Annotated in this window: 15 protein-coding genes; 8 read left to right on the top strand and 7 right to left on the bottom strand. The window is 59.7% G+C overall.

The window, feature by feature from the left end; translation table 11 throughout:
- Positions 1-3: 3 nt before the first annotated feature.
- Positions 4-3,126, top strand: a complete 3,123-nt coding sequence (locus tag ABRP87_RS04155) for a DUF3427 domain-containing protein (protein ID WP_349867842.1) — start codon at positions 4-6, stop codon at positions 3,124-3,126.
- A 93-nt stretch (positions 3,127-3,219) separates the two neighbouring features.
- The gene (locus tag ABRP87_RS04150; RefSeq protein ID WP_349867841.1) at positions 3,220-4,512 is read left to right on the top strand and encodes an Nramp family divalent metal transporter; all 1,293 of its coding nucleotides are present in this window, start codon (positions 3,220-3,222) and stop codon (positions 4,510-4,512) included.
- A 95-nt stretch (positions 4,513-4,607) separates the two neighbouring features.
- On the opposite strand, the gene ABRP87_RS04145 is transcribed toward ABRP87_RS04150, so the two are convergent.
- Positions 4,608-5,843 (bottom strand): MFS transporter, encoded by a 1,236-nt coding sequence (locus ABRP87_RS04145; protein ID WP_298695426.1) that lies wholly within the window; start codon positions 5,841-5,843, stop codon positions 4,608-4,610.
- A gap of 112 nt (positions 5,844-5,955) precedes the next feature.
- On the opposite strand from ABRP87_RS04145, the gene ABRP87_RS04140 reads away from it, so the two are divergent.
- Positions 5,956-6,468 (top strand): hypothetical protein, encoded by a 513-nt coding sequence (locus ABRP87_RS04140; RefSeq protein WP_349837807.1) that lies wholly within the window; start codon positions 5,956-5,958, stop codon positions 6,466-6,468.
- A gap of 3 nt (positions 6,469-6,471) precedes the next feature.
- Here the strand turns inward: ABRP87_RS04140 and ABRP87_RS04135 are convergent, their stop codons facing one another.
- Complete coding sequence (locus ABRP87_RS04135) at positions 6,472-7,326, bottom strand: DNA primase (protein ID WP_349867840.1); 855 nt, start codon at positions 7,324-7,326, stop codon at positions 6,472-6,474.
- A gap of 82 nt (positions 7,327-7,408) precedes the next feature.
- Positions 7,409-9,112, bottom strand: coding sequence for a carboxylesterase/lipase family protein (locus ABRP87_RS04130; RefSeq protein WP_349867839.1), 1,704 nt, complete (start codon positions 9,110-9,112; stop codon positions 7,409-7,411).
- A gap of 144 nt (positions 9,113-9,256) precedes the next feature.
- Between ABRP87_RS04130 and ABRP87_RS04125 the strand changes: the two genes are divergently transcribed.
- The gene (locus ABRP87_RS04125; protein ID WP_349867838.1) at positions 9,257-9,994 is read left to right on the top strand and encodes a hypothetical protein; all 738 of its coding nucleotides are present in this window, start codon (positions 9,257-9,259) and stop codon (positions 9,992-9,994) included.
- 163 nt (positions 9,995-10,157) lie between these two features.
- Positions 10,158-13,913: a multifunctional oxoglutarate decarboxylase/oxoglutarate dehydrogenase thiamine pyrophosphate-binding subunit/dihydrolipoyllysine-residue succinyltransferase subunit gene (locus ABRP87_RS04120; protein ID WP_502879277.1), complete on the top strand. Its 3,756-nt coding sequence runs from the start codon at positions 10,158-10,160 to the stop codon at positions 13,911-13,913.
- A 406-nt stretch (positions 13,914-14,319) separates the two neighbouring features.
- Here the strand turns inward: ABRP87_RS04120 and ABRP87_RS04115 are convergent, their stop codons facing one another.
- The gene (locus tag ABRP87_RS04115; RefSeq protein WP_349867836.1) at positions 14,320-15,066 is read right to left on the bottom strand and encodes a hypothetical protein; all 747 of its coding nucleotides are present in this window, start codon (positions 15,064-15,066) and stop codon (positions 14,320-14,322) included.
- 122 nt (positions 15,067-15,188) lie between these two features.
- On the opposite strand from ABRP87_RS04115, the gene ABRP87_RS04110 reads away from it, so the two are divergent.
- Positions 15,189-16,319, top strand: coding sequence for an Mrp/NBP35 family ATP-binding protein (locus ABRP87_RS04110; RefSeq protein WP_349867835.1), 1,131 nt, complete (start codon positions 15,189-15,191; stop codon positions 16,317-16,319).
- Between the two features lie 12 nt (positions 16,320-16,331).
- Here ABRP87_RS04110 and ABRP87_RS04105 read toward each other — a convergent pair whose 3' ends face one another.
- From ABRP87_RS04105 to sigE, 3 genes are all read right to left on the bottom strand, one after another.
- The gene (locus ABRP87_RS04105) at positions 16,332-16,865 is read right to left on the bottom strand and encodes a twin-arginine translocase TatA/TatE family subunit (protein ID WP_298695412.1); all 534 of its coding nucleotides are present in this window, start codon (positions 16,863-16,865) and stop codon (positions 16,332-16,334) included.
- 21 nt (positions 16,866-16,886) lie between these two features.
- A complete protein-coding gene (locus tag ABRP87_RS04100; RefSeq protein ID WP_298695410.1) occupies positions 16,887-17,363 on the bottom strand; it encodes an anti-sigma factor family protein in 477 nt (158 codons plus the stop codon).
- Positions 17,364-17,429: 66 nt separating this feature from the next.
- Positions 17,430-18,059, bottom strand: a complete 630-nt coding sequence (gene sigE, locus ABRP87_RS04095; protein WP_349867834.1) for an RNA polymerase sigma factor SigE — start codon at positions 18,057-18,059, stop codon at positions 17,430-17,432.
- A gap of 151 nt (positions 18,060-18,210) precedes the next feature.
- On the opposite strand from sigE, the gene ABRP87_RS04090 reads away from it, so the two are divergent.
- Together ABRP87_RS04090 and ABRP87_RS04085 are read left to right on the top strand one after the other, a co-directional pair.
- The gene (locus ABRP87_RS04090) at positions 18,211-18,858 is read left to right on the top strand and encodes an O-methyltransferase (protein WP_349867833.1); all 648 of its coding nucleotides are present in this window, start codon (positions 18,211-18,213) and stop codon (positions 18,856-18,858) included.
- A 209-nt stretch (positions 18,859-19,067) separates the two neighbouring features.
- Positions 19,068-20,510 carry a GH32 C-terminal domain-containing protein gene (locus tag ABRP87_RS04085; protein WP_349867832.1) on the top strand — a complete coding sequence of 481 codons (1,443 nt, stop codon included), beginning with the start codon at positions 19,068-19,070 and terminating at the stop codon, positions 20,508-20,510.
- Positions 20,511-20,826 lie beyond the last annotated feature (316 nt).

Below are 20,826 nucleotides of genomic sequence, written 5' to 3'. Positions count from 1 at the left end.
GCTATGAGCCATTCCTTGGATTCCTCGCTCCCCTTCGGCGTTTACGAAACCCCGGTGACCTCGCGCATTCGTGAGCGTATGGAGGAAACGCAAAGCCGACACCCATCGGCGGGATTCGGGGTAGGAAACGGCACAGATGATAGCGCTCGCGGGCGCTATACCTCGGCCATGTCTCAGCACATCGGCGATTTACTAGAGCAACGCCTCATGGGGCTCAAATCCTCAGCAGACCGAGTAGCCCTTATCAATACAATCGCTGGAATGCTTGGCGAGGACGAAAATATTGATACCGAGCAACTCCTCTACGCCGTCTACAACACTTCTTTAGCCGAGCCTCCGCTGCTTCCGGATGTATCGCTGACTAAGAGCGCGCTTTTTACTAATGCCCAGGGCGAGGCCAGCCTGACCAGCGAGGTTGAGCGGGAGATAAAGACAGCCGATTCCGTCGACTTATTGTGTGCCTTCATCAAAAGCTCCGGAATCAGTGTCCTTGACCAGCAATTGCAGTTCCTGCGCGACAACCAGATTCCATTCCGCCTATTGACCTCTACTTACTGTGGGGCTTCCGATGCGGCGGCTCTTAAACGTCTGGTAGAAAAATATCGCGCCGATGTGAAGATTTGCTATGAGCATAAATCCACGCGCCTGCACGCCAAAGCATGGCTCTTCCGACGGAATTCTGGCTTCGACACCGCTTTTATTGGAAGCTCGAACCTTTCGAGGTCTGCTCTTATCGATGGCTGGGAATGGAACGTGCGCGGCTCTGCTACGGCGACGCCTGAGGTCATCGAAAAATTCATAAAGACTTTCGACAGCTACTGGCACGATAGCCACTTCAAGACTTTTGACCCCGCTAGGGATATGGATCGCCTGCAGGAATCCCTGCGCATTGCAAAAGGCACGGAGTCCCCACAAGCTTTGCGCCAATTAGAGCTTTCTGGCCTAGAAGTTACTCCCTATCCTTATCAAGAAGAGATGCTCGAGGCGCTGCGGTCCGAACGCGAGGTAAAGGATCGCCACAAAAACCTACTCGTTGCGGCGACAGGCACCGGCAAGACCGTCGTAGCTGCCCTGGATTACCTCAATCTTTGCCGGCAGTGGAAGCGTCGCCCACGTTTGCTCTTCGTCGCACACCGCAAAGAAATTCTTCACCAAGCGCGGCGTACGTACCGCGAGGTGCTCAAGGATGCCAACTTTGGCGAGTTGCTTGTCGATGGCACCGAGCCCCGGCGCTGGGACTTCGTATTTGCAAGCGTTCAGTCGATCAATTCCGCTCGCTTAGAAAAGCTCGCGCCGGATCAATTCGATGTCGTGGTCATCGACGAATTCCACCATGCAGAAGCTCCAACATATAACGCGCTTCTTAGCCATTTTGAACCAGACGAATTACTTGGGCTGACCGCAACACCTGAGCGCGGCGATGGCAAAAATGTCCAACAGTACTTTGACTACCGCATTGCCCATGAACTACGCCTCTGGGATGCTTTGCGCCTGCAACTTTTGGTTCCCATGCATTATTACGGAATTGCAGACGGTACGGATCTTTCTTCACTTACGTGGAACAGGGGCAAGAAAGATTACAACACCAACGAGTTGTCAGAGTTTTATATCAAGTCTGGCGAAAAACGGACTCGCTTTATTCTAAATGAACTGGATAAACGGATTTTCGATCTTTCTGAAATGAAAGCGATCGGCTTTTGCGTCTCCATTGCCCACGCAGAGCATATGGCCCAACAATTTCAGCAATTTGGGATTCCAGCCCAGGCCGTGACGAGCAAATTAACTTCTTCTGAACGCGCTGAAGCCATTCAACAGCTAGAAACCGGCGCCATCAAGGCTCTCTTTTCTGTTGATATTTTCAATGAGGGCGTCGACATCCCAGCGGTCAATACACTGCTCTTGCTCCGGCCGACCCAAAGCCCGGTTATCTTCCTACAGCAACTTGGCCGCGGTCTTCGCCTTGCCCCCGGAAAGGATTCTTGTACCGTATTCGATTTCATTGGCCAACAGCATGTTGAATACGATTTTGAGCGTAAATTCAATGCGTTAACGAGAAAACGCGGAAAACGCCTACTCACCGAGATAGAGCAGGGCTTTCCCACCACGCCGCCGGGAACGCACATCCAATTCGATGAGTCGACGACGGAACAGGTACTCAGCAACGTAAAGAAGACGGCACGGAGCAACTTGCGGAAAGTGCGTGCGCTGGTGGCGGAAATAAGAACCACCGATCTCAAAGAATTCCTCGACGAGGCAAACCTCGAATTGGAGGATATTTATCGCCCCAACAAATACTCCTGGACCCGCCTCCTGCGCGAGGAAGGCCTCCTCGAGCCACGTGACGATGAGATGGAAAGCTTCTTACTCAACCGGATTAAAGTTTTCCTCCACGTCAATGATGCGACACGCATTGAGGCTTATCTTCGAATCCTAAAATCCTCCACTTCGCAATTCGGCGATATGTCGCCCACTGATCAAGCCTTTGCACGAATGCTGGTCTTGGGCTTTTGGGCTAATTCCAATGCACCCAGCCCGTCTTCTTTTGACCAAGCGCTGGGAATATTGCGAGAGCACCCGCGAGTTATTTGGGAACTTGAACAGGTAATGCGGCTACAAAACGATGCTTCGCGCATTATCCCGCAGCCAAGCGACGATACCGTTCTGGAAACTCACGCCGATTACTCTCTGGCAGAGTTAGTCGGCGCCTTGCAAACTGGCGACTTAGAAAAACTGGTCAACCTTCCGCGCGAGGGAGTGAAATACTTCCCCGAGATGAACATGGACTTGTTCCTGGTGACCTTCCAAAAGGACGATCAAGTGAGCGCCACCACGAATTACCGGGACTACCCGATTTCACCGGATCTCCTCCACTGGGAATCGCAATCGACAACAACTCTAAAATCGAAGGCAGCACGCCGATATATTCAGCATGATGAGCTCGGTGGGAAGATTCTTATCGCCTCTCGCTTTACTAAGAAGAACTCTGTGGGCACCGCGAGCGCCTATACATTTTTGGGTGCTGTGGATTATGTTTCCCACCACGGTGAAAAGCCCATTCAGTTCCAATGGAAGCTGCAAAGAACCATGCCAAAGGCTCTGTACGCTGCTGGTCGGACCGTCGCTTAGCACGCATGGTTGAATATTTGGGCTGCACTTTACTAGTTAAGAGTGATACATTTCCCTTAAGTGATTCACACCACAGCCACTTAAGGAAGTGTCATGAGCCAATCAGAAAACCACACCGGCGCAACATCCGCCGAAGGCCAACAGACACACAACTCTGAGCCACAAGCAAAGGTGAAATGGACCCTCGTAGGTCCGGGTTTGGTCGCCGCAGCCACCGGCGTCGGTGCCGCCGACTTGGTGGCAACCATGATTGCCGGCCAGCGCTACGGCTACGCACTGTTGTGGGCCGTCATCGTCGGTACGATTATGAAAATCGTGCTGGTGGAAGGCGTCGGCCGCTATAGCTTGGCCACCGGAAACACCATGTTCCACGGCTGGCGGGAACTAGGGCGCTGGACCTCGTGGTACTTCGCGCCCTACATCGTCATCTGGGGATTGGTCTATGGCGCAGCCGCCATGTCCGGCACCGGCTTGGCGTTAAGCGCACTCTTCCCCGGTACCAGCTTGACCATGTGGGCCATCTTGACCGGCGTGTTGTGCTTTGCGCTTACGTGGTTGGGTCAATACCAGCTCTTTGAAAAGCTTGCCGCCATCTTAGTTGGCATCATGTTCGTCACTGTGGTGGGCATCGCCGCGATTACCGCGCCTAATTTGCCAGAGATTCTGCGCGGCCTTGTCCCCACCATCCCAGATGGGTCTTTCGTCTACGTGCTCTCCATCGCCGGCGGTGTCGGCGGCACCATTACCCTTGCTGCCTACGGCTATTGGCTGCGAGAAAAGAAATGGTTCACACCCAAGTGGATGAAGGTCATGCGCATGGATAACTCGGTGGCTTATGCCGTCACCGGTATCTTCGTGCTCGCTACGTTAGTCCTTGGTGCCGAGCTTTTGTACAACGCCAATGTCGCTGTCTCCGATAACGACCAGGGCTTGGTAGACATGGCGGACGTGCTGGAGGCTCGCTACGGAACCTTTATTTCTAAGTGGTTCATCGTCGGATTCTTCTCAGCCGCATTCTCTTCCTGCTTGGGCGTGTGGAACGGTGTGTCCCTCATGTTCGCGGACTACGTTGGCCACCTGAAGAACCTCCCACAAGGCCACCCCAGCACCAGCACGGGCGGTAAGTACTACCGCGCATACCTCATCTGGTTGACCTTCCCACCGATGCTGCTCCTGCTGCTGGGCAAGCCCACCGGGTTGATCATTGGCTACGGCGTCTTGGGCGCATTCTTCATGCCCTTCCTGGGACTTACTCTCTTGGTGCTGCTTAATACCAAGCACACCCCGAAAGAATGGCGCAATGGCTGGTTTGTCAATACCCTGATGGGCATCATTTCCGCGGCCTTTGTTTACCTGTGTGTTTCCCAGGTCGCAGGGCTCTTCTAGCCCTGCTGCTCGTAGTCTTCAAGGTACGCGCCTATCACCCTTAAGCTCTCGACCTCGTGGAGCGGGATGCGTCGGCACTGAGTGGTTGCCGTTAACTATTTTTTCGGCATCCGCTCTACTTCCACCGTGGACTGCTGGCGGGGCTCGCGCCCGAAGAGCCAGGCAATGATGCCGAAAATGGCAATGGCGCCGCAGACGGTGAAGGCTGTGGGGAAGCCATAGACATCGGCAAGCAGCCCGATGAGCATGGGGCCCACGATCTGGCCGAAGTCTCCTGCCATCTGGAAGGCGGACAATACCTTGCCGCCGGAACGCTCGTTGCCCACGATGTCTGCCACCGCGGCGGTCTGGGAAGGATTGATTAGGCCCGATGCTGCACCCGCAAGGGCGGATACGAGCAAGAGGAACCACACGCTGGTGGCCAGACCCATGAGCACCATGAAGATGGCGGAGCCGACCAAGCCAATCAAGATCAGCGGCTTGCGGCCATGGAGATCGGACCACCGGCCGGAGAACTGGAGGATGATCGCATTGCCTGCGGCGAAGGCCGCGAGAGCCAAGCCCGAGGCTGCGGCGCCATTGTGAAAAATGGCAGCGGCGAAAAGTGGCAGGACGGATACGCGCACGCCCATATTGATCCACCCGTGGGCGAAGTTGGAGGTCAGCACCGCACGGAATGCGGTATCACCCCAGGCCTCCTGCAGGCGCATGGGCGGCAGTTCCGAGGTGGTGGTTTGGGAGTGGTTGACCCGCGGCATCTGCCACCAGACAACGAAAGCAGCGAGCATCACGCCGATGCCGTAGATGAAAAATGGCCAGCGAAAGCCCAGGAAGGACAGGCTGGCGCCGAGCACTGGGCCGGCGACATTGCCCAGCAGGAATGCCGTGGCGTAGGTGGCAGAACATTTACCGCGAATAGACGGCGGAGACAGGCGCACGATAAGGCCCATCGCGGAGACGGTAAACATGGTTGAGCCCAGCCCCGCCAATGCGCGCAACACCACAATGTGCCAATACTCTTGGGCAATGGCTACCAAGCCCGTGGTGACGGCCACGGTCATCAGCCCCACCAGGTAGACGCGGCGCGAGCCGACGCGGTCTACCAACGAACCAGACACGGGCGCGAAGATCAGCCGGGAGGCGGCGAAGATGGAGACCACCAGGCCGGCGGCGGCCATCGAAACATCGAAGCTGACCACGAACTGCGGCAAAAGCGGTGCAATAAGGCCATAACCTAAGGCGATAATGAACGCCGCCGTTACCATTACCCAGATTTCCCGCGGCACCTTGGGCTTTTCGTAGGGCGCCGGTTCGGCATTAGCACTCTTCATAGCACGTGCAACCTTATGCCTTTGAAGGTCTGAAAGCTATTTAGGCTACTCGTTCGAACATGTGTTTGTATTGTTCGAACTCGTGTCGGCCTTGCGGTTTAGAGTGAGTGCCATGCACAACGTAAATAAGAACTTTTCGCACACAGTACCCAGTCAACCCAGCGCCACGGCGACGGAAATCGCCGCCGACTTGGCCTATCACCACTATGAGACCGTCAGCTCAATTTCCGCCATCATGCACCACCCGCGGTCCTTGGCTCGTCCCACCCCGACGTGGCGCCCGCCCATAAAGCAACTGCCACCCACGCCAGGCGGTGCGGACTACAGCATGAGCATTACACGCCACCGCGTGGGAGCACGAGTAAAGGCACGGATCCGCGGGTTCGGCGAAAGCCGCATCCCCGCCTACCTCATCACCATTCGCATCACCGATAACTTTGGGCAGGTAGTCGATCCCGCCACGGCGGAAGGGTGGGTGCGCACGCTTGTCCCCGCAGAATTAGCTGGCGCCGTCCACGAAATCTCCCGCGGGCCAAATGCCACCTACGTATGGCTCGTGGATAGCGCCTTTAAGCCCGTACGCTCGCCGGAATCTCTTTTTGCGGGATTCCAGCAAGCGGCCTAGGGGTTAGTTGTTGTCGCCCTCGTTGTCAGCGTCAGCGTCGTCATCTTCGGTGAAGGTGTCGAAGAATTCAAGGTCCTCGTCATCGTCATCATCGGCATCTTCGCAGAAAATGTCGTAGACGTCTGGTTCCTCAAAGTCATCCTCATCAAAGTTGACGAGCTGGGCCTCCCAGTCCAGAGCCTGTTCCGAGACCAATCCGAGCACGTCAAAGAGGCGGTCGAAATCGGTGTAGGTGCCCAGTTCCAGGGCCTCAGCGGGGACTTCCACGATGGGGATGTCATCAGAATCAGTGTTGTCAAAGAGGGCAAGGCGCTCGTTTTCATCGAGGTCCTCGCCTTCCTCGTCCACTTGCCACATCTCCGTGACGGCCTCATCCTCGAGCTCTTCAATGTCTTCTTCATCGAAGTCGAAGGCCAAGAAACGCACGATGGCAGAGGGCACGCCGTCGATGGTTTCTACCAATACGCGCAGCTCAGAATCATTGCCTACTTCCGCGACCACCAGATGCGGGTTGAGTTCATCCTGGTCAAACTCCAATTCCGCGATGCGCTCATCGGTGCCTTCCAAGAGGTCCCGCAAGACGGTGACAACCTGGTCGGTGGCGATGTGGCGGGAAACGGCCTCTACGGCGTCGTCGACGGAAAAGGCAACAGAGACCAGGACGGCCTCGAATTCTTCATCGTCTTCATCCACATCCGCGGCAGCGATGTACACGTTGGCCGCCGGCAAGAGAGGATCGATTTCAACAAACTGGATTTCCAAATCAGAGGTGATTGGAACGAACATGACGTCTTCGTTGACGCGGGACTCAATGCCCTCGGCGTCCAATGCGGAAGCGATATCTTCGAAAAAGCTCATGGTGGTTTAAAAATCCATCCTTCGGAAGCAGAGGTCCCCGCGGTGGGCAAGACGCCGCCCGCGGTCACTGTGGAGTCTACCGCTAATCCCGCCGGTGTGGTTGGAAACCAAGGGATCGCACCAGCTCTGGGCGCCCACTTCCCCACTCCACCATGTTGTAATCCTCCCACGCCTTGCGGCGCCCGTCATTGGGGGCGTGCACGATATATGCTTGTTCATCAAAAATCATGGTCGCGCGTTCGCCACCCTCATAGCGCGGCCACTGCTTCTTGGGGCTGCCGCCGTGGATGAATGCGGCCCACTGATCCTGCATGGTGGAGGTCAATTCCTCCATCTCAGCGCGCGAGCCCCATCCGGTCAACAAGGAGGCGCGCGAGGATTGGGGATCACCAAAGACATTGCCCAATTCCATCGAGTGCATGGCGCCTAGTCCCAGCCACTTCAGGACGGCGGAGGCGAAATCGAAGCGGTACATCCACGTATCGGCCACTTCAGAGTGGGCGCTGGCGATGCGGGTGGAAGGTGCCCAGAAGAGGGCATCGGCAAGCAAGTGCGCAAAATCCTCCCTGCGGACCGCGCCGCGATAGGCGGCAACGACCTCAGGGGCGTGATGGGGATCGTAGGAGGCCAAGAGCCGCAACGCAGCGCGCTCCCGGGCGCTAGGGCGCTGAAAGAGGAACTTGCCAAAGCTGGCTTCATCCGAATTCGTGCCTATCAGCAGCGGGATTTTGTGCTGATGGCCCTGCTCGAAGGCGGTAATGGGGTGCTCGGGCAAAAGCTCGCCGTCCACCGTGGGCGCATAGCAGGAGTTTAGGTGCAGTAGCTCGCCGGCGCGCCACATCATGGATTGACCGGAGCGCACCACATCCGCGCAGTTCTCCTGGCGCAGATCGTCCACGCTCACCCGGCGCGGCAGGCCCACCCGGCGCGCAAGTTCGCGGGCCCACAAGGTGGATTGGGCGCGGGAATGCACCAGCGCGATGGGTGGGGACTGGGCAATGGCGCGGTGGAAGAGCCCTTCGGCGGGCGGGCTGGTCATCAGTGCCAGCACCGCGGCGCCGCCGGCGGATTCGCCCATGAGGGTGACCGAGTCTGGGTCGCCGCCAAAGGCAGGGATATTGTCGCGAACCCAGTTAAGGGCCAGAATCTGATCCGCCACGGCGGGGTTAGCGCTGCACTCACCGCCGAGGCTGCGCAGGTCCAGATACCCCAGGGCGTTGAGGCGGAAGTTGATAGATACGTAGACCACGTTCATGCGGGTGGCGAGCTCAAACCCGCGCAGCATGAGCATGTGGGACGAGCCCATGATGAAGCTGCCGCCGTGCAGGTACACCACGACGGGCAGCTTTTCCTCCGTGCGGGGGCGCACGATGTCGAGGTACAGGCAGTCCTCGGAGCCGACGATGCGGTCGGTCCAGGAGTACGTGGGTTGTGGGGCAATTGGCCCGAATTGGCTGCAATCGCGCACGCCCTCCCAACGCGGTGCCGGGCGTGGGGCGCGGAAGCGGTTGTCGCCGGCCGTGGAGGCGCCGAAGGGAATACCGCGCCATGTGCGCACTGGCCCGGCGCTAATGGGGTGATCTACTCGCAGGTCTTCTTCGATGACCCCGCGCACCCAGCCGGAGGTCGTGCGCACGGTGACCTCATCCGCGTAGGCGTTCTGTGCCCGCTCGTGGGCCTGACGGGCGCGCTCGTGTGCGCGCATGGCCCGCAAGCGCGCGGCAGCGGTGGACTCTTCGGAATAAAAGTCCCCAGTGTCACGTTGATTTTCCTGCGGGTAAGGCATACTCCCTACCTTAGGTAGGTTGCACGCCGGTGGCGATCCGAATCGCACATGCGCGCCCCCTTATTTCAAGGTCAGGGCTATGCTAGGTAAAAATTCCATTAATACCACTGCCCCAACAAACTAAGGATTGGTGTGGGAGAAGGCATGTCCATTTTTAAAAAATCCACCCCGGATAAAGCAGCTACTGACACATATGACATCGATCCGGAGCACAGCGGACGGTTTACTAGGGCGCTGCTGAGCTCCCTGGACCGCGCGGTATCCGTGCAATCTGGTGTTATTTCCAAATACGTCAAGAACCTAAAGAAGCACCACCCGGATGCCACTGACCAAGAGTTGCAGGGCTTTATTAACAAACACTTCATCAATATCACTACCGGCACGGGCGCGGCCGCCGGCGCCTCCGCATCCGTGCCGGGCATCGGGCTCTTTACGGGTGCTGCCACCATCGGTGCTGAATCCGTAGTCTTCCTTGAAGCCGCCGCGTGGTACATCCTGGCGTCCGCGTACCTGCGAGGCGATGACATCTCCTCGCCCGAGCGCCGCCGCGCCCTGGTGCTGGTGGTATTGACAGGCTCGAAGGGCTCTGCGGTGGTCGATACTTTCGTTGGAGACCTCGGCACGGTCACGGGGGCGCGTTCCGTGGCCTCCCTCTCCCGCTTTTCCGGGCCCACGCTATCTGGCATCAATGGACGCCTGACCAAGGTATTTACCAAACAAATCACCAAGCGCATGAAGTGGGCCTGGGTGGGAAAACTCATGCCCATGGGCATTGGGGCAGTCATTGGCACGAAGGCCAACCGCAAGCTGGCCAATCAGGTCATCGAACACGCTCGCCAGCAGCTCTCCCCTCTTTCCCACACAAAGGCGGGGATTCGATGATCGTTTAGAGCGAATTCGCTACCCCTAACATAGTGAAGGTAAGGGATTGGCCCGTATCATATAGGCAGACACTTTGGCGGGTGAGATATGCACTCGCACAAAGTCCGAACTAAAGTCGAATAAACGACCATTTTAAAGCAGAGAAATGAGGCGAAAACCTGCCGTGAGCACATCGAGCATCTTCGGCCCGAATGCGTGGCTGATAGACGAGCAGTTCCAGCAGTACTCCAAGGATCCTAGCTCCGTAGACAAGGAGTGGCGCGACTATTTCGAAGCAAACGGCGCGCCCAAGGCGCAGCCAGAAGCTGAGTCTCCTTCTAAAGCATCTAAGCCACAGCCAAAGAAGGCAAAGGCAGAGTCCACGTCCTCGGCCAAGAAGACCGAAGGCACTACCACCGCCCGCAAGCAAGAGGCCCGCGATACCAACGTGAAAGAGTCCGTATCTAAGGCCAATGACAAGTCCGCGAAGGCAAAGCATTCTGCAGGCAAGAATGCGCAGTCTCCGCTGGATAACCTAGAAGATTATAAGGGCGGCGACGAGCGCCAGCTCAAGGGCATGTTCAAGGCGATTGCTAAGAACATGGAAGAATCCCTCGAGATTCCTACCGCTACCACCGTGCGCGACATGCCGGTCAAGCTCATGTGGGAAAACCGCTCCATGATCAATGACCACCTGAAGCGCACCCGCGGTGGCAAGATCTCCTTTACCCACATTATTGGCTACGCCATGGTCAAGGCCGTGCAGCTGCATCCTGGAATGAACGTGCGCTACGAGGAAAAGGACGGCAAGCCCTTCGTCGTCCAGCCTGAGCACATCAACTTGGGCCTTGCCATTGACCTCCCGCAGAAGGATGGCTCCCGCGCCCTCGTGGTCGCCGCCATCAAGGAGTGCGAGACCAAGTCCTTCGCCGAGTTCATTGAGGCTTACGAGGACATCGTTACCCGTTCCCGTAAGAATAAGCTCACCATGGATGACTTCTCCGGGGTCACCATTAACCTGACCAACCCGGGCGGCATCGGCACCCGCCACTCCATTGCCCGCCTGACCAAGGGCGCAGGCTCCATTATCGGCGTTGGTTCCATGGACTACCCGGCAGAATTCGCCGGCGCCTCTGCTGACCGCCTGGCTGACCTAGGCGTCGGCCGCTTGGTCACGCTGACCTCCACCTATGACCACCGCGTCATCCAGGGTGCAGAGTCCGGCGAGTTCCTGCGCACCATCGGCCAGCTCATTGTAGATGATGCCTTCTGGGACGAGCTCTTCGAGTCCATGGGCGTTCCTTATGAGCCCTTCCGCTGGGCACAGGACATCCCCAACTCTGGCGTGGACAAGAACACCCGCGTCATGCAGCTCATCGAGTCCTACCGCTCCCGCGGGCACTTGCTTGCCGATGTCAACCCGCTCGGCTGGTCCCAGCCCGGCCTGCCTAGCCCGGATCACCGCGACCTCGACATCGCTACGCACGGCCTGACCATCTGGGATCTGGACCGCGTCTTCAACGTCGGTGGCTTTGGCGGCAAGGAACAGATGACCTTGCGCGAGGTACTTTCCCGCCTGCGCGCCGCCTATACCCTGAAGGTCGGCTCCGAATACACCCACATCCTGGACCGCGACGAGCGCAGCTGGATGCAGGATCGCCTCGAGGCCGGCATGCCTAAGCCGACCAATGCCGAGCAGAAGTACATCCTGCAGAAGGTCAACGCCGCCGAGGCATTCGAAAACTTCCTGCAGACCAAATACGTGGGCCAGAAGCGCTTCTCCCTCGAGGGCGCCGAGACCCTCATCCCGCTGCTGGATTCCATCATCGACACCGCTGCGGGCCAGGGCCTCGACGAGGTCGTCATGGGCATGCCGCACCGCGGCCGTCTGAACGTGCTGTTCAATATCGTGGGCAAGCCGCTGGCAGATATCTTCGGCGAGTTCGACGGCAACTACAAGGGCGGCCAGCTCGGCGGCTCTGGTGACGTGAAGTACCACTTGGGCTCCGAGGGCGAGCACCTGCAGATGTTCGGCGATGGCGAAATCAAGGTCACCCTTGCCGCCAACCCGTCCCACCTTGAGGCCGTCGACCCAGTCATGGAGGGCATCGCCCGCGCCAAGCAGGACATCTTGGACAAGGGCAAGGACGGCTACTCCGTCGTTCCCGTCATGCTCCACGGCGATGCATCCTTCACCGGCCTCGGCGTCGTACAGGAGACCATCAACCTGTCCCAGCTGCGCGGCTTTACCAACGGCGGTACCGTCCACATCGTGGTCAACAACCAGGTGGGCTTTACCACCACCCCGGATTCCGGCCGCTCCACCCACTACGTCACCGACCTGGCCAAGGGCTTTGACTGCCCGGTCTTCCACGTCAATGGCGATGACCCAGAGGCCGTTGTCTGGGTAGGCCAGATGGCCGCAGAATACCGCCGCCAATTTGGCAAGGACGTCTTCATCGACCTCGTGGTCTACCGTCTGCGTGGCCACAACGAGGCCGATGACCCATCCATGACCCAGCCGCAGCTGTACTCGGTCATTGAGAACCACGAGCCGGTGCGCGAGCGCTACACCAACGAGCTCATCGGCCGTGGCGATCTTTCCGCCGAGGACGCTGAGGCAGCCGCACGCGACTTCCACGACCAGATGGAATCCGTGTTCACCGAGCACAAGGAAGCCGAAAAGGCCGGCCCGAAGGAACAGACCGGTATTACCTCCTCGCAGGAGCTCACCCACGGCCTGGATACCTCCATCACCGCTGAAGAGATGGTCGAGCTTGGCGATGCCTACGGCAACCCACCCGAGGACTTCGAGTACCACAAGCGCGTAGCGAAGGTGGCCAAGGACCGTGCGAAGTCCGTCCGCGAAGGCGGCATCGACTGGGGCTGGGGCGAGCTGCTCGCCTTCGGCTCCCTGGCTAACCAGGGCAAGGTCGTGCGCCTGGCTGGTGAGGATTCCCGCCGCGGTACCTTCACCCAGCGCCACGCCGTGACCTTCGATCCCCGCAATAGCAACGAGTACAACCCGCTCAACTCCTTGGCCGTGTCTAAGGACAACGGCGGTAAGTTCATGGTTTACAACTCCGCGCTGACCGAGTTCGCCGGCATGGGCTTTGAATACGGCTACACCGTGGGTAACCCGGACGCCCTCGTAGCGTGGGAGGCTCAGTTCGGTGACTTTGCCAACGGCGCCCAGACCATCATCGATGAGTACCTTTCTTCCGGTGAGGCCAAGTGGGGCCAGTTGTCCAGCCTGGTTCTCCTCTTGCCGCACGGCTACGAGGGCCAGGGCCCGGACCACTCCTCCGCCCGCATCGAGCGCTACCTGCAGCTGTGTGCGGAAGGTTCCATGACCGTGGCCCAGCCGTCCACCCCGGCTAACCACTTCCACTTGCTGCGCCGCCAGGCTTTGGGCGAGATGAAGCGCCCGCTGGTCGTCTTCACCCCGAAGTCCATGCTGCGCAACAAGGCCGCCACCTCCTCCGTTGAGGAGTTCACCGAGGTCAAGAAGTTCCGTTCCGTTATCAATGACCCCCACTACGTGGACGTCAATAACAAGAAGGTCGGCGACACGGACAAGGTCAAGACCATCATGCTGGTCTCCGGCAAGCTCTACTGGGACTTGGAGAAGAAGCGCGAGGCCGACGGCCGCGATGATATCGCCATCGTCCGCGTGGAAATGCTCCACCCGATTCCGTTCAACCGCCTGAGCGAGGCATTCAAGATGTACCCGAATGCCACCCAGGTCCGGTTCGTGCAGGACGAGCCCGCCAACCAGGGCCCATGGCCGTTCTACAACGAGCACCTGCGCGACCTCATTCCGGATATGCCGGAAATGGTCCGCGTCTCCCGCCGCGCCCAGTCCTCTACGGCTACGGGTAACGCCAAGGTGCACCAAATTGAGCAGAAGAACCTGCTTGAAGAGGCTTTCGACGTTTAATCGCTTTTAATCGCCGAAGCAGCACCTAGCGCATTACAGCGCTGAATGCCCCAGTGAGGTTGTTTCCTCACTGGGGCATTTTCATGCTTACTGCTATTGCATGGGCGCTGTTGCCTTCGCCTCGCGTTTCTTCCCTCGCCTCGCTGCCTTCGCCTCCCGAGCTTCACTTCCCGCAAGCCGCCTACCCGCCCTTCGCGCTCACCGGCGAGGCGGTTGGGGCATCGGCAAGCACTGCCCGTGAGCGCCAAGGGTGCGGTGCAGGTATCGCAGTAATAGTTCGACGAGCGGATTCGCCAGTTCGCCCACCCCACCCTTCGCGATCACGAAGAGGACCAACGCACGCTAATGCGCGCCTGCCGGTGAGCGCAAAGGGCGGGAGGTAGGTAGCACGGAGCGCAGAGATTACTTAAGAACTACTCAGATCGGAGCCGCCGGAGGAGCCTGAATCGCTTTCTTCATTGACAATGTCCAGTCCGGAGGCTTCCATCCATTCATGGACGACCTTCTTCAGCTCTTCGCCATCCTCTAACGCCTCTACCATGTCAGAGATGTCTTTTTGCGTGATGAATTTGGTGACCGCGGCGACGGATTTTTCTTCTTCGCGGTCAAAGAGGCTGTCGTTATAGATGACTACGAAGTTTTCTGGCAACTCTGGTTGCGCCTCCTCACAACCGTGAGCACCGGAGGGCTCGACGGTGGCAAGTTGGGTGGGCAAGGTGGACATGAGTGCAATATGGGTGCGGGCTAGGAAGTCTTCCCCGCCCGGCTCACTGTCTTCTTCTGCCTTTTTATATTCCGCCGAGATATCGCGCGCCTCACCGGGATTAAAGTGGCTTAAAAAGCTGCCGGTGCAGCCGACGTAAAAGTTGCCCTCCGGGTTCAGGGAACTGCCTTTGTCGCCATGTGTTTTGAAGGTTTCTTCTTCCTTCAGCTCGGCGGTACGCCCTTCCTCCAAGAGCGACTGCCGGAATACCTCGCCTAAGATGAGCTGATCGGTTTCTGCAGGGTCAACGACGATCTGCACCTGTTCCGGTTCGGACTTTGCCGCAGCGGGGCTAGTGTCAACCTTGTCTGAGCAGCCGACAAGCAGCGCAGCGCCTACCACCGCGGTAACAGTAGCGCGGGCAAATCGACGGGCGGGGCTGCGCTTCACTGAGTGTGCTCCTTTTATTCTTCTAGGTCACCGATACAAACGGATGGATTCAAACGTCTCATCGAGTCTACCGTGCAGGCGTGTTTACCTAAGGTAGCGCCGTGACTAAGATGGCAAGAGTTATGTCTAGCTCTATTACCGAATCAGCCGTACGCGAGGCACTTTCCCACGTACAAGACCCAGAAATCGGCCGCCCCATCACCGAACTGAATATGGTGAAATCGGTCGATATCGAAGGAAACGATGTCACCGTTGGCATTTATCTGACCATCGCGGGCTGCCCCATGAAGTCCACCATCGAGACCAATACCCGCGCCGCGGTCGAGGATATCGACGGCGTTGGCAAGGTCACCGTGACCATGGACGCGATGAGCGATGAACAACGCCGCGAGCTGAAGCAGAAGCTGCGCGGCGGCCAGGCCGAGCCCGAGATTCCCTTTGCGAAGCCCGATTCGACGACCCGCGTATTTGCGGTGGCGTCGGGTAAGGGTGGCGTCGGCAAGTCCTCGATGACCGTCAACCTTGCCGCAGCGCTTGTGGATAAGGGCCTGAAGGTAGGCATTGTCGATGCCGATATCTATGGCCACTCCGTACCCAACCTGCTCGGCTCAACCGACGGCCCCACCGTGCTTGATGATGAAATGCTGCTGCCGCCCATCTCCCACGGCATTAAGCACATCTCGATTGGGCAGTTTGTGGAGGGTAACGCGCCCGTCGTCTGGCGCGGGCCCATGCTCCACCGCGCGCTGCAGCAGTTCTTGGCAGACGTATTCTGGGGCGATCTCGATGTTCTCCTCCTGGACCTGCCACCGGGCACCGGCGATGTAGCGCTGTCCGTTGCGCAGCTCATCCCGAATGCGGAGCTGCTCATCGTCACCACGCCGCAGGCCGCTGCGGCCGAGGTGGCCGAGCGCGCCGGTTCCATCTCCCAGCAAACGCGCCAGCGCGTGGCCGGCGTGATTGAGAACATGAGCGCCATGGTCATGCCGGATGGCTCCACCATGGACGTCTTCGGTGAAGGCGGCGGCCAGATCGTCGCAGACCGCCTCGGTGTCATTCTTGGCCACGAGGTGCCGCTGCTGGCCTCCGTGCCGCTGGATCCGTCCCTGCGCTCGAATAGCGATGCCGGCACGCCCATCGTGCTCGAGGCTCCCGACTCCCCTGCCGCGAAGGAAATCAGGGCGGTTGCTGATAAGCTCGCCATTCGCTCCGATTCCCTCGTGGGCAAGAGCCTCAACTTGGGCGTGAACTAAAAGCGCGTCGTATTAAGTAACGTCGCTCCACTCAGAGCCGCTGCCGGTGGAATCTTCCCCACCGCGCTGCGGCTTTTGTTGTTGCTGTGGTGGCTGCTGCGCCGGCTGCTGGGTGGTCTCGGTGGTATCGCCATATACCTCGGCATAGTTAAAGCTAGGCCGGGCGGGGCCATTGTTGTCCTGCGCGCGCTGCTCGGGTTCTTTCGGCGCGGTTCCGGTTTTAATGTCTTCCGCCATCTTCTTGGGATTGAAGTCGTCCCAGGCAGAATCATCGCCATCGAAAAGCGCCTTGGTAATAGCGCCCTTTGGGCCCAGCCGCGTCCACTGCGCCGCCTGATTGAGCGGGCCGCGAATATCATCGAATTCCGCAGAGATGGACCCCATCTCGCCGTTGAGCTCGGCCTTCGCATTATTGATGGCCTTGCGGGCGGCATAGATGGCCGCGCGCACGTCCTTAATGACCTCGGGCATGCGCTCTGGGCCGATGATGACGATGCCGAGGAGGACAATGACAATAATCTCGGGCCAGCCAATCGAAGAAAACACGGTTAAATCCTCGCCCTCCGTTTAGTTCTGTCCGCGCTGATTGTGTTTAATCGCGCGTACCACCGTCTCGACTTTATCCAGGAAATCCTGCTCCGGCCGGTGCGCCGGGGTCGACGCATCGGGCCCCGGGGCCACGCCTTCCGTAGCCATTCCCGCCAGCTTGGCCAATAAGGACTGTGGGGCCTTCACCGCGGAATCATCGCTGCAGTGACGCACCCACTCGGAGGCATGGCGCTGGTGGTGCACGTCGGCGCGGCACTCCGCGCAGTGGACTAGATGGATGCGCACGCGGTGCATGGCTTTGGGCTCCATCTCCCCATCTACGAAGGCGACGACGGCCTCTGGGCCGAGGTGGCCGATGGAATCGCTGCGCCGCGCCCGCGCCTTTGCCTTATCCCGAGCCTTTGCCTGCGCGGGGGTAAAGTCGCCCCGCACGCTGAGCCTGGAGAGGGTGCGGCGTCCGCGCAGTGAGTCCATCGACGCCCTCCTCACGTTCATGCCACAGCCGGATTAATCACACTTAATCCCCCCCTGCCGCGCGGCAGGGGAGCTAACGATTCGATTCTAGCGCGTGCGCAACAAGATGCGCGCTTCCGCATTGGTCTGTGCCTCTTTTTCTAGCGCCGCGCGCAGTTGGGAGCGGCCGCGGTGGATGCGCGAGCGCACCGTACCCATCTTCACGCCGAGGGTTTCGGCAATTTCGTCATAGCTCATGCCTTCGACATCACACAGAACCACGGCGACGCGGAAATCCGGCGCCAGGCTATCCAGCGCGGACTGCAGCACGGGATCCAGGTTGGCCACGGAATAGGCCTGCTCCGGGGTCATATCCGTACCCGGAACGCGCTCATAATCCTCAGGCAGGGACTCCATGCGGATCTTGGAACGGTGACGCACCATATCCAAAAAGAGGTTCGTGGTGATGCGGTGCAGCCAGCCGCCAAAGGTACCCGGTTGATATTTATCCAAGGAGCGGAAGACACGCATGAAGGTCTCTTGGGTGAGATCCTCGGCATCCTGCTGGTCACCGGATAAACGGTAGGCTAGGCGGTACACGCCATCAGCGTGCTCTGCCACCAATTCGGCCCACGAAGGCATCGTGGCTTCCCCAGCATCGAACGCCGCGGTACCGGTCAACTCCACGTTCGCATCGGTGGAGGCAACGGACTCGGCATCGCGCTTCGTTTCTGTCATGGGTGTCATTTTTCTACACTCAGCGCGGAAACTCCAGCCACTGCGCTGATAATATCCTGTGAGTCCGTCACATACTTCCCACAGATCACAATTTCGCTGGCTGCGCGCGTTTTTGCCACCCTTTCGCGCAACTTTACCTATTGTCTTAATCGTGACTACTACCGCATATGACGCACTGCGCTCCTATATCGATTCCACCAGTGAGCCTTCGGCGGCTCTCCGCGGCGCCCGCGACCACGCCGAGGAATACGGCCTGCCCGTCCCGGATGAATCCACCGGCCAGCTTCTCACCACGCTGACGGCAACCTCCTCCGGTGTGGTAGACCGCCCCCAGGCCGTGGCGATTACCCCCGCCGCCTCCGTCGTCGGTCTCTACCTGTTCGCGGGCATGCCAGACAACGGCATCCTCACCTGCATCGACCCTGAGGCCGAGCACCAGCGCAGCGCCAAGGCCGCCTTCCGCGAGGCCGGCTACGCTTCCACCCGCGGCCGCTTCCTCCCCTCGCGCCCCCTCGACGTGCTCGGGCGCCTGGCCACCGAGGCCTACCAGGTCATTTACGCGGACGTCGCCGCCCTCGACCTCCCCGCCCTCATCAAGGCAGCCTGGCCCCTGCTGCACCAGCACGGCACGCTCGTGCTTGCCAATGCGCTTCTCGATGGCACCGTCGCCGACACCTCCCGCACCGACCGCGATACCGCCGCCGCGCGCGAGGCCGATGAGTACCTCCGCGAGCTCGAAGGCTCCACCGTAACCCGGCTCCCACTGGGTTCGGGGCTGACATTGGTAACGAAGCTTTAAAAAGGGGGGCATCGGCAAGCGAGGGCCCTGCACGCGCTAAAAGATATCCGTACTCTGGGTGTACATGACAGCCGGACACTGCCCCATAAAGTCCCCGCCCGCGCACGGCGGCGAAACTACCGCGTGGCAGGTCAACGAGTTTCCTCCCCGGCGTGGCTGCCACCCCAACCCAAGCTTGTAACCCGCACCTGATTTAAGAGAGGAATGCCGTGACGACTCACCGCCCCGAACTCCACTTCATCCCCGATGCCGGCATCCTAGACGCGCCCGCCGGCGTCCTTCGCGATGGCGATACGTGGCACATGTTCTACCAATATCGCCCCACTCCCGATGCCCCCGCCCGCTGGGGACACACCTATTCGGAGGAAGCGCCGTTTAACTGGCTGGACTGCGATGACGTCCTCGCCCCCGTCGGCGGCGAGCTCGCTCTTCGCGCGGGGTCCGTGGCCCAAGGTGAGGACGCTACCAACCTGTATTTCACCTCCGTGACCGCGACCGGCACCTCCATTCGCCTCGCGCGCTTTTCCGGCATCGACGACGTCTGCGAGGTGTCCGATGATTCCTCGGCTCTCGACCCCAACGTCGTCCGCTTCGGCGAGGTGGCCGGCAATACCACCGACCACACCCGGTTCCGCTCACCTTCTGTCGTGCCCGATTGGGCCACCGATGACCGCGAAGACGGCCACAAGGGCTGGCTCATGCTGGCGCTATCCGGCCGTACCGAAACCCCGCAGCCGGTTCTCCTAGAAAGCCACGACGGCATCTCATGGTCCCTGCGCGGCGGCCTTACCTTCGAAGGTGACCCGGGCTTCCTCGACGGCGAAGTGCCCGCCGATTCCCCCATCCCCCCGGTGGTCTCCCCGCGCATCGTGCGCCTGCGCGATGAAATCGACGAAGAAATCTACGACGTCCTCTTCGTCACCCTCGAGCGCGACGGCCGCGACGTCTCCGGCTACCTCGTGGGCCAGCTGGAAGACACCACCTTCACCGTGGTTTCCGGTTTCCGCCGCGTGGACTTCGGCCACGATTTCTCCCGCCCGCGCAATACCAATGCCACCGCAGGCACGATTCCTGAAGAAAGCCGCTACGAGCGCGCCGTCATCCTCGGCCTGCTCAACGGCAACGGCCGCGGCGACGACGCCACCCAGCACGCCTCCTGGGATGCCGAGGGCTGGTCGAATGCCCTCTCCCTGCCGCGGCAAGTCACGCTCGAGGGCGGCGTCTTGTACCAGGCACCGGCCACCGGACTGCCCGAGGCGGTCAAGCTGTCTGATTACGCGCGCTCCTGGACCGGCGTCATGGAGGTTCCCACCGGCTCCAGCGTCACCATCACCCTTCGCGATGGCAACGGTGACCCCGCCGCCACCATCTGCCACTCCGGCGAGGAAATCAGCCTCGATCGTTCCATGAACAAGGCCTTCGACCACTTCTTCGCTGATTCCGCTCCCGCCACCGCCACGCTTGCCGATGGCGACTCCGACACCCTCACCATCATCCAAGACGGCTCCACGGTGGAGGTCTTCGTTGACGGCGGCCTCATCGCCATGGCCTCCCGCGTCTATTTCGACGGCGGCTGCTCCGGCATGGATGTCGAGACCACAGGTAAAGCAGTCATCGAACAGGACTGGCAGCGCTCCGGCTCCAAGCTCTAATACTGCTACCCTCCTTCCCGGCCGCCCGCCCTTCGGGACCCACCCTTCGAGCACTCGCCTCTGCTCCTCTCGCCTTCCGGCCAACCACCTTCTAGCCGCCCGCCCTTCGCGCTCACCGGCGAGGCTGCGGGGCATCGGCAAGCAGCTCCCTGTGAGCGCCAAGGGAAGGTACGGTATCCGGCTGAGCACCAACCCGCCCTTCGCGCTCACCGGAAGCGAAAAAGAACCGCCCCACGCGCGGCCTAAACGACAGGATGTGTTGGTGAAGTTATATGTTTAGCCGGTCTGGCGTGCTGGTATTAGGATTATTTCACTT

The sequence above is a fragment of the Corynebacterium sp. KPL2830 genome (assembly GCF_040225635.1).
Taxonomy (GTDB): domain Bacteria; phylum Actinomycetota; class Actinomycetes; order Mycobacteriales; family Mycobacteriaceae; genus Corynebacterium.
The sequence above is the reverse complement of the archived record's forward strand: the minus strand, read 5'-3'. Positions and strand labels throughout refer to the sequence as shown.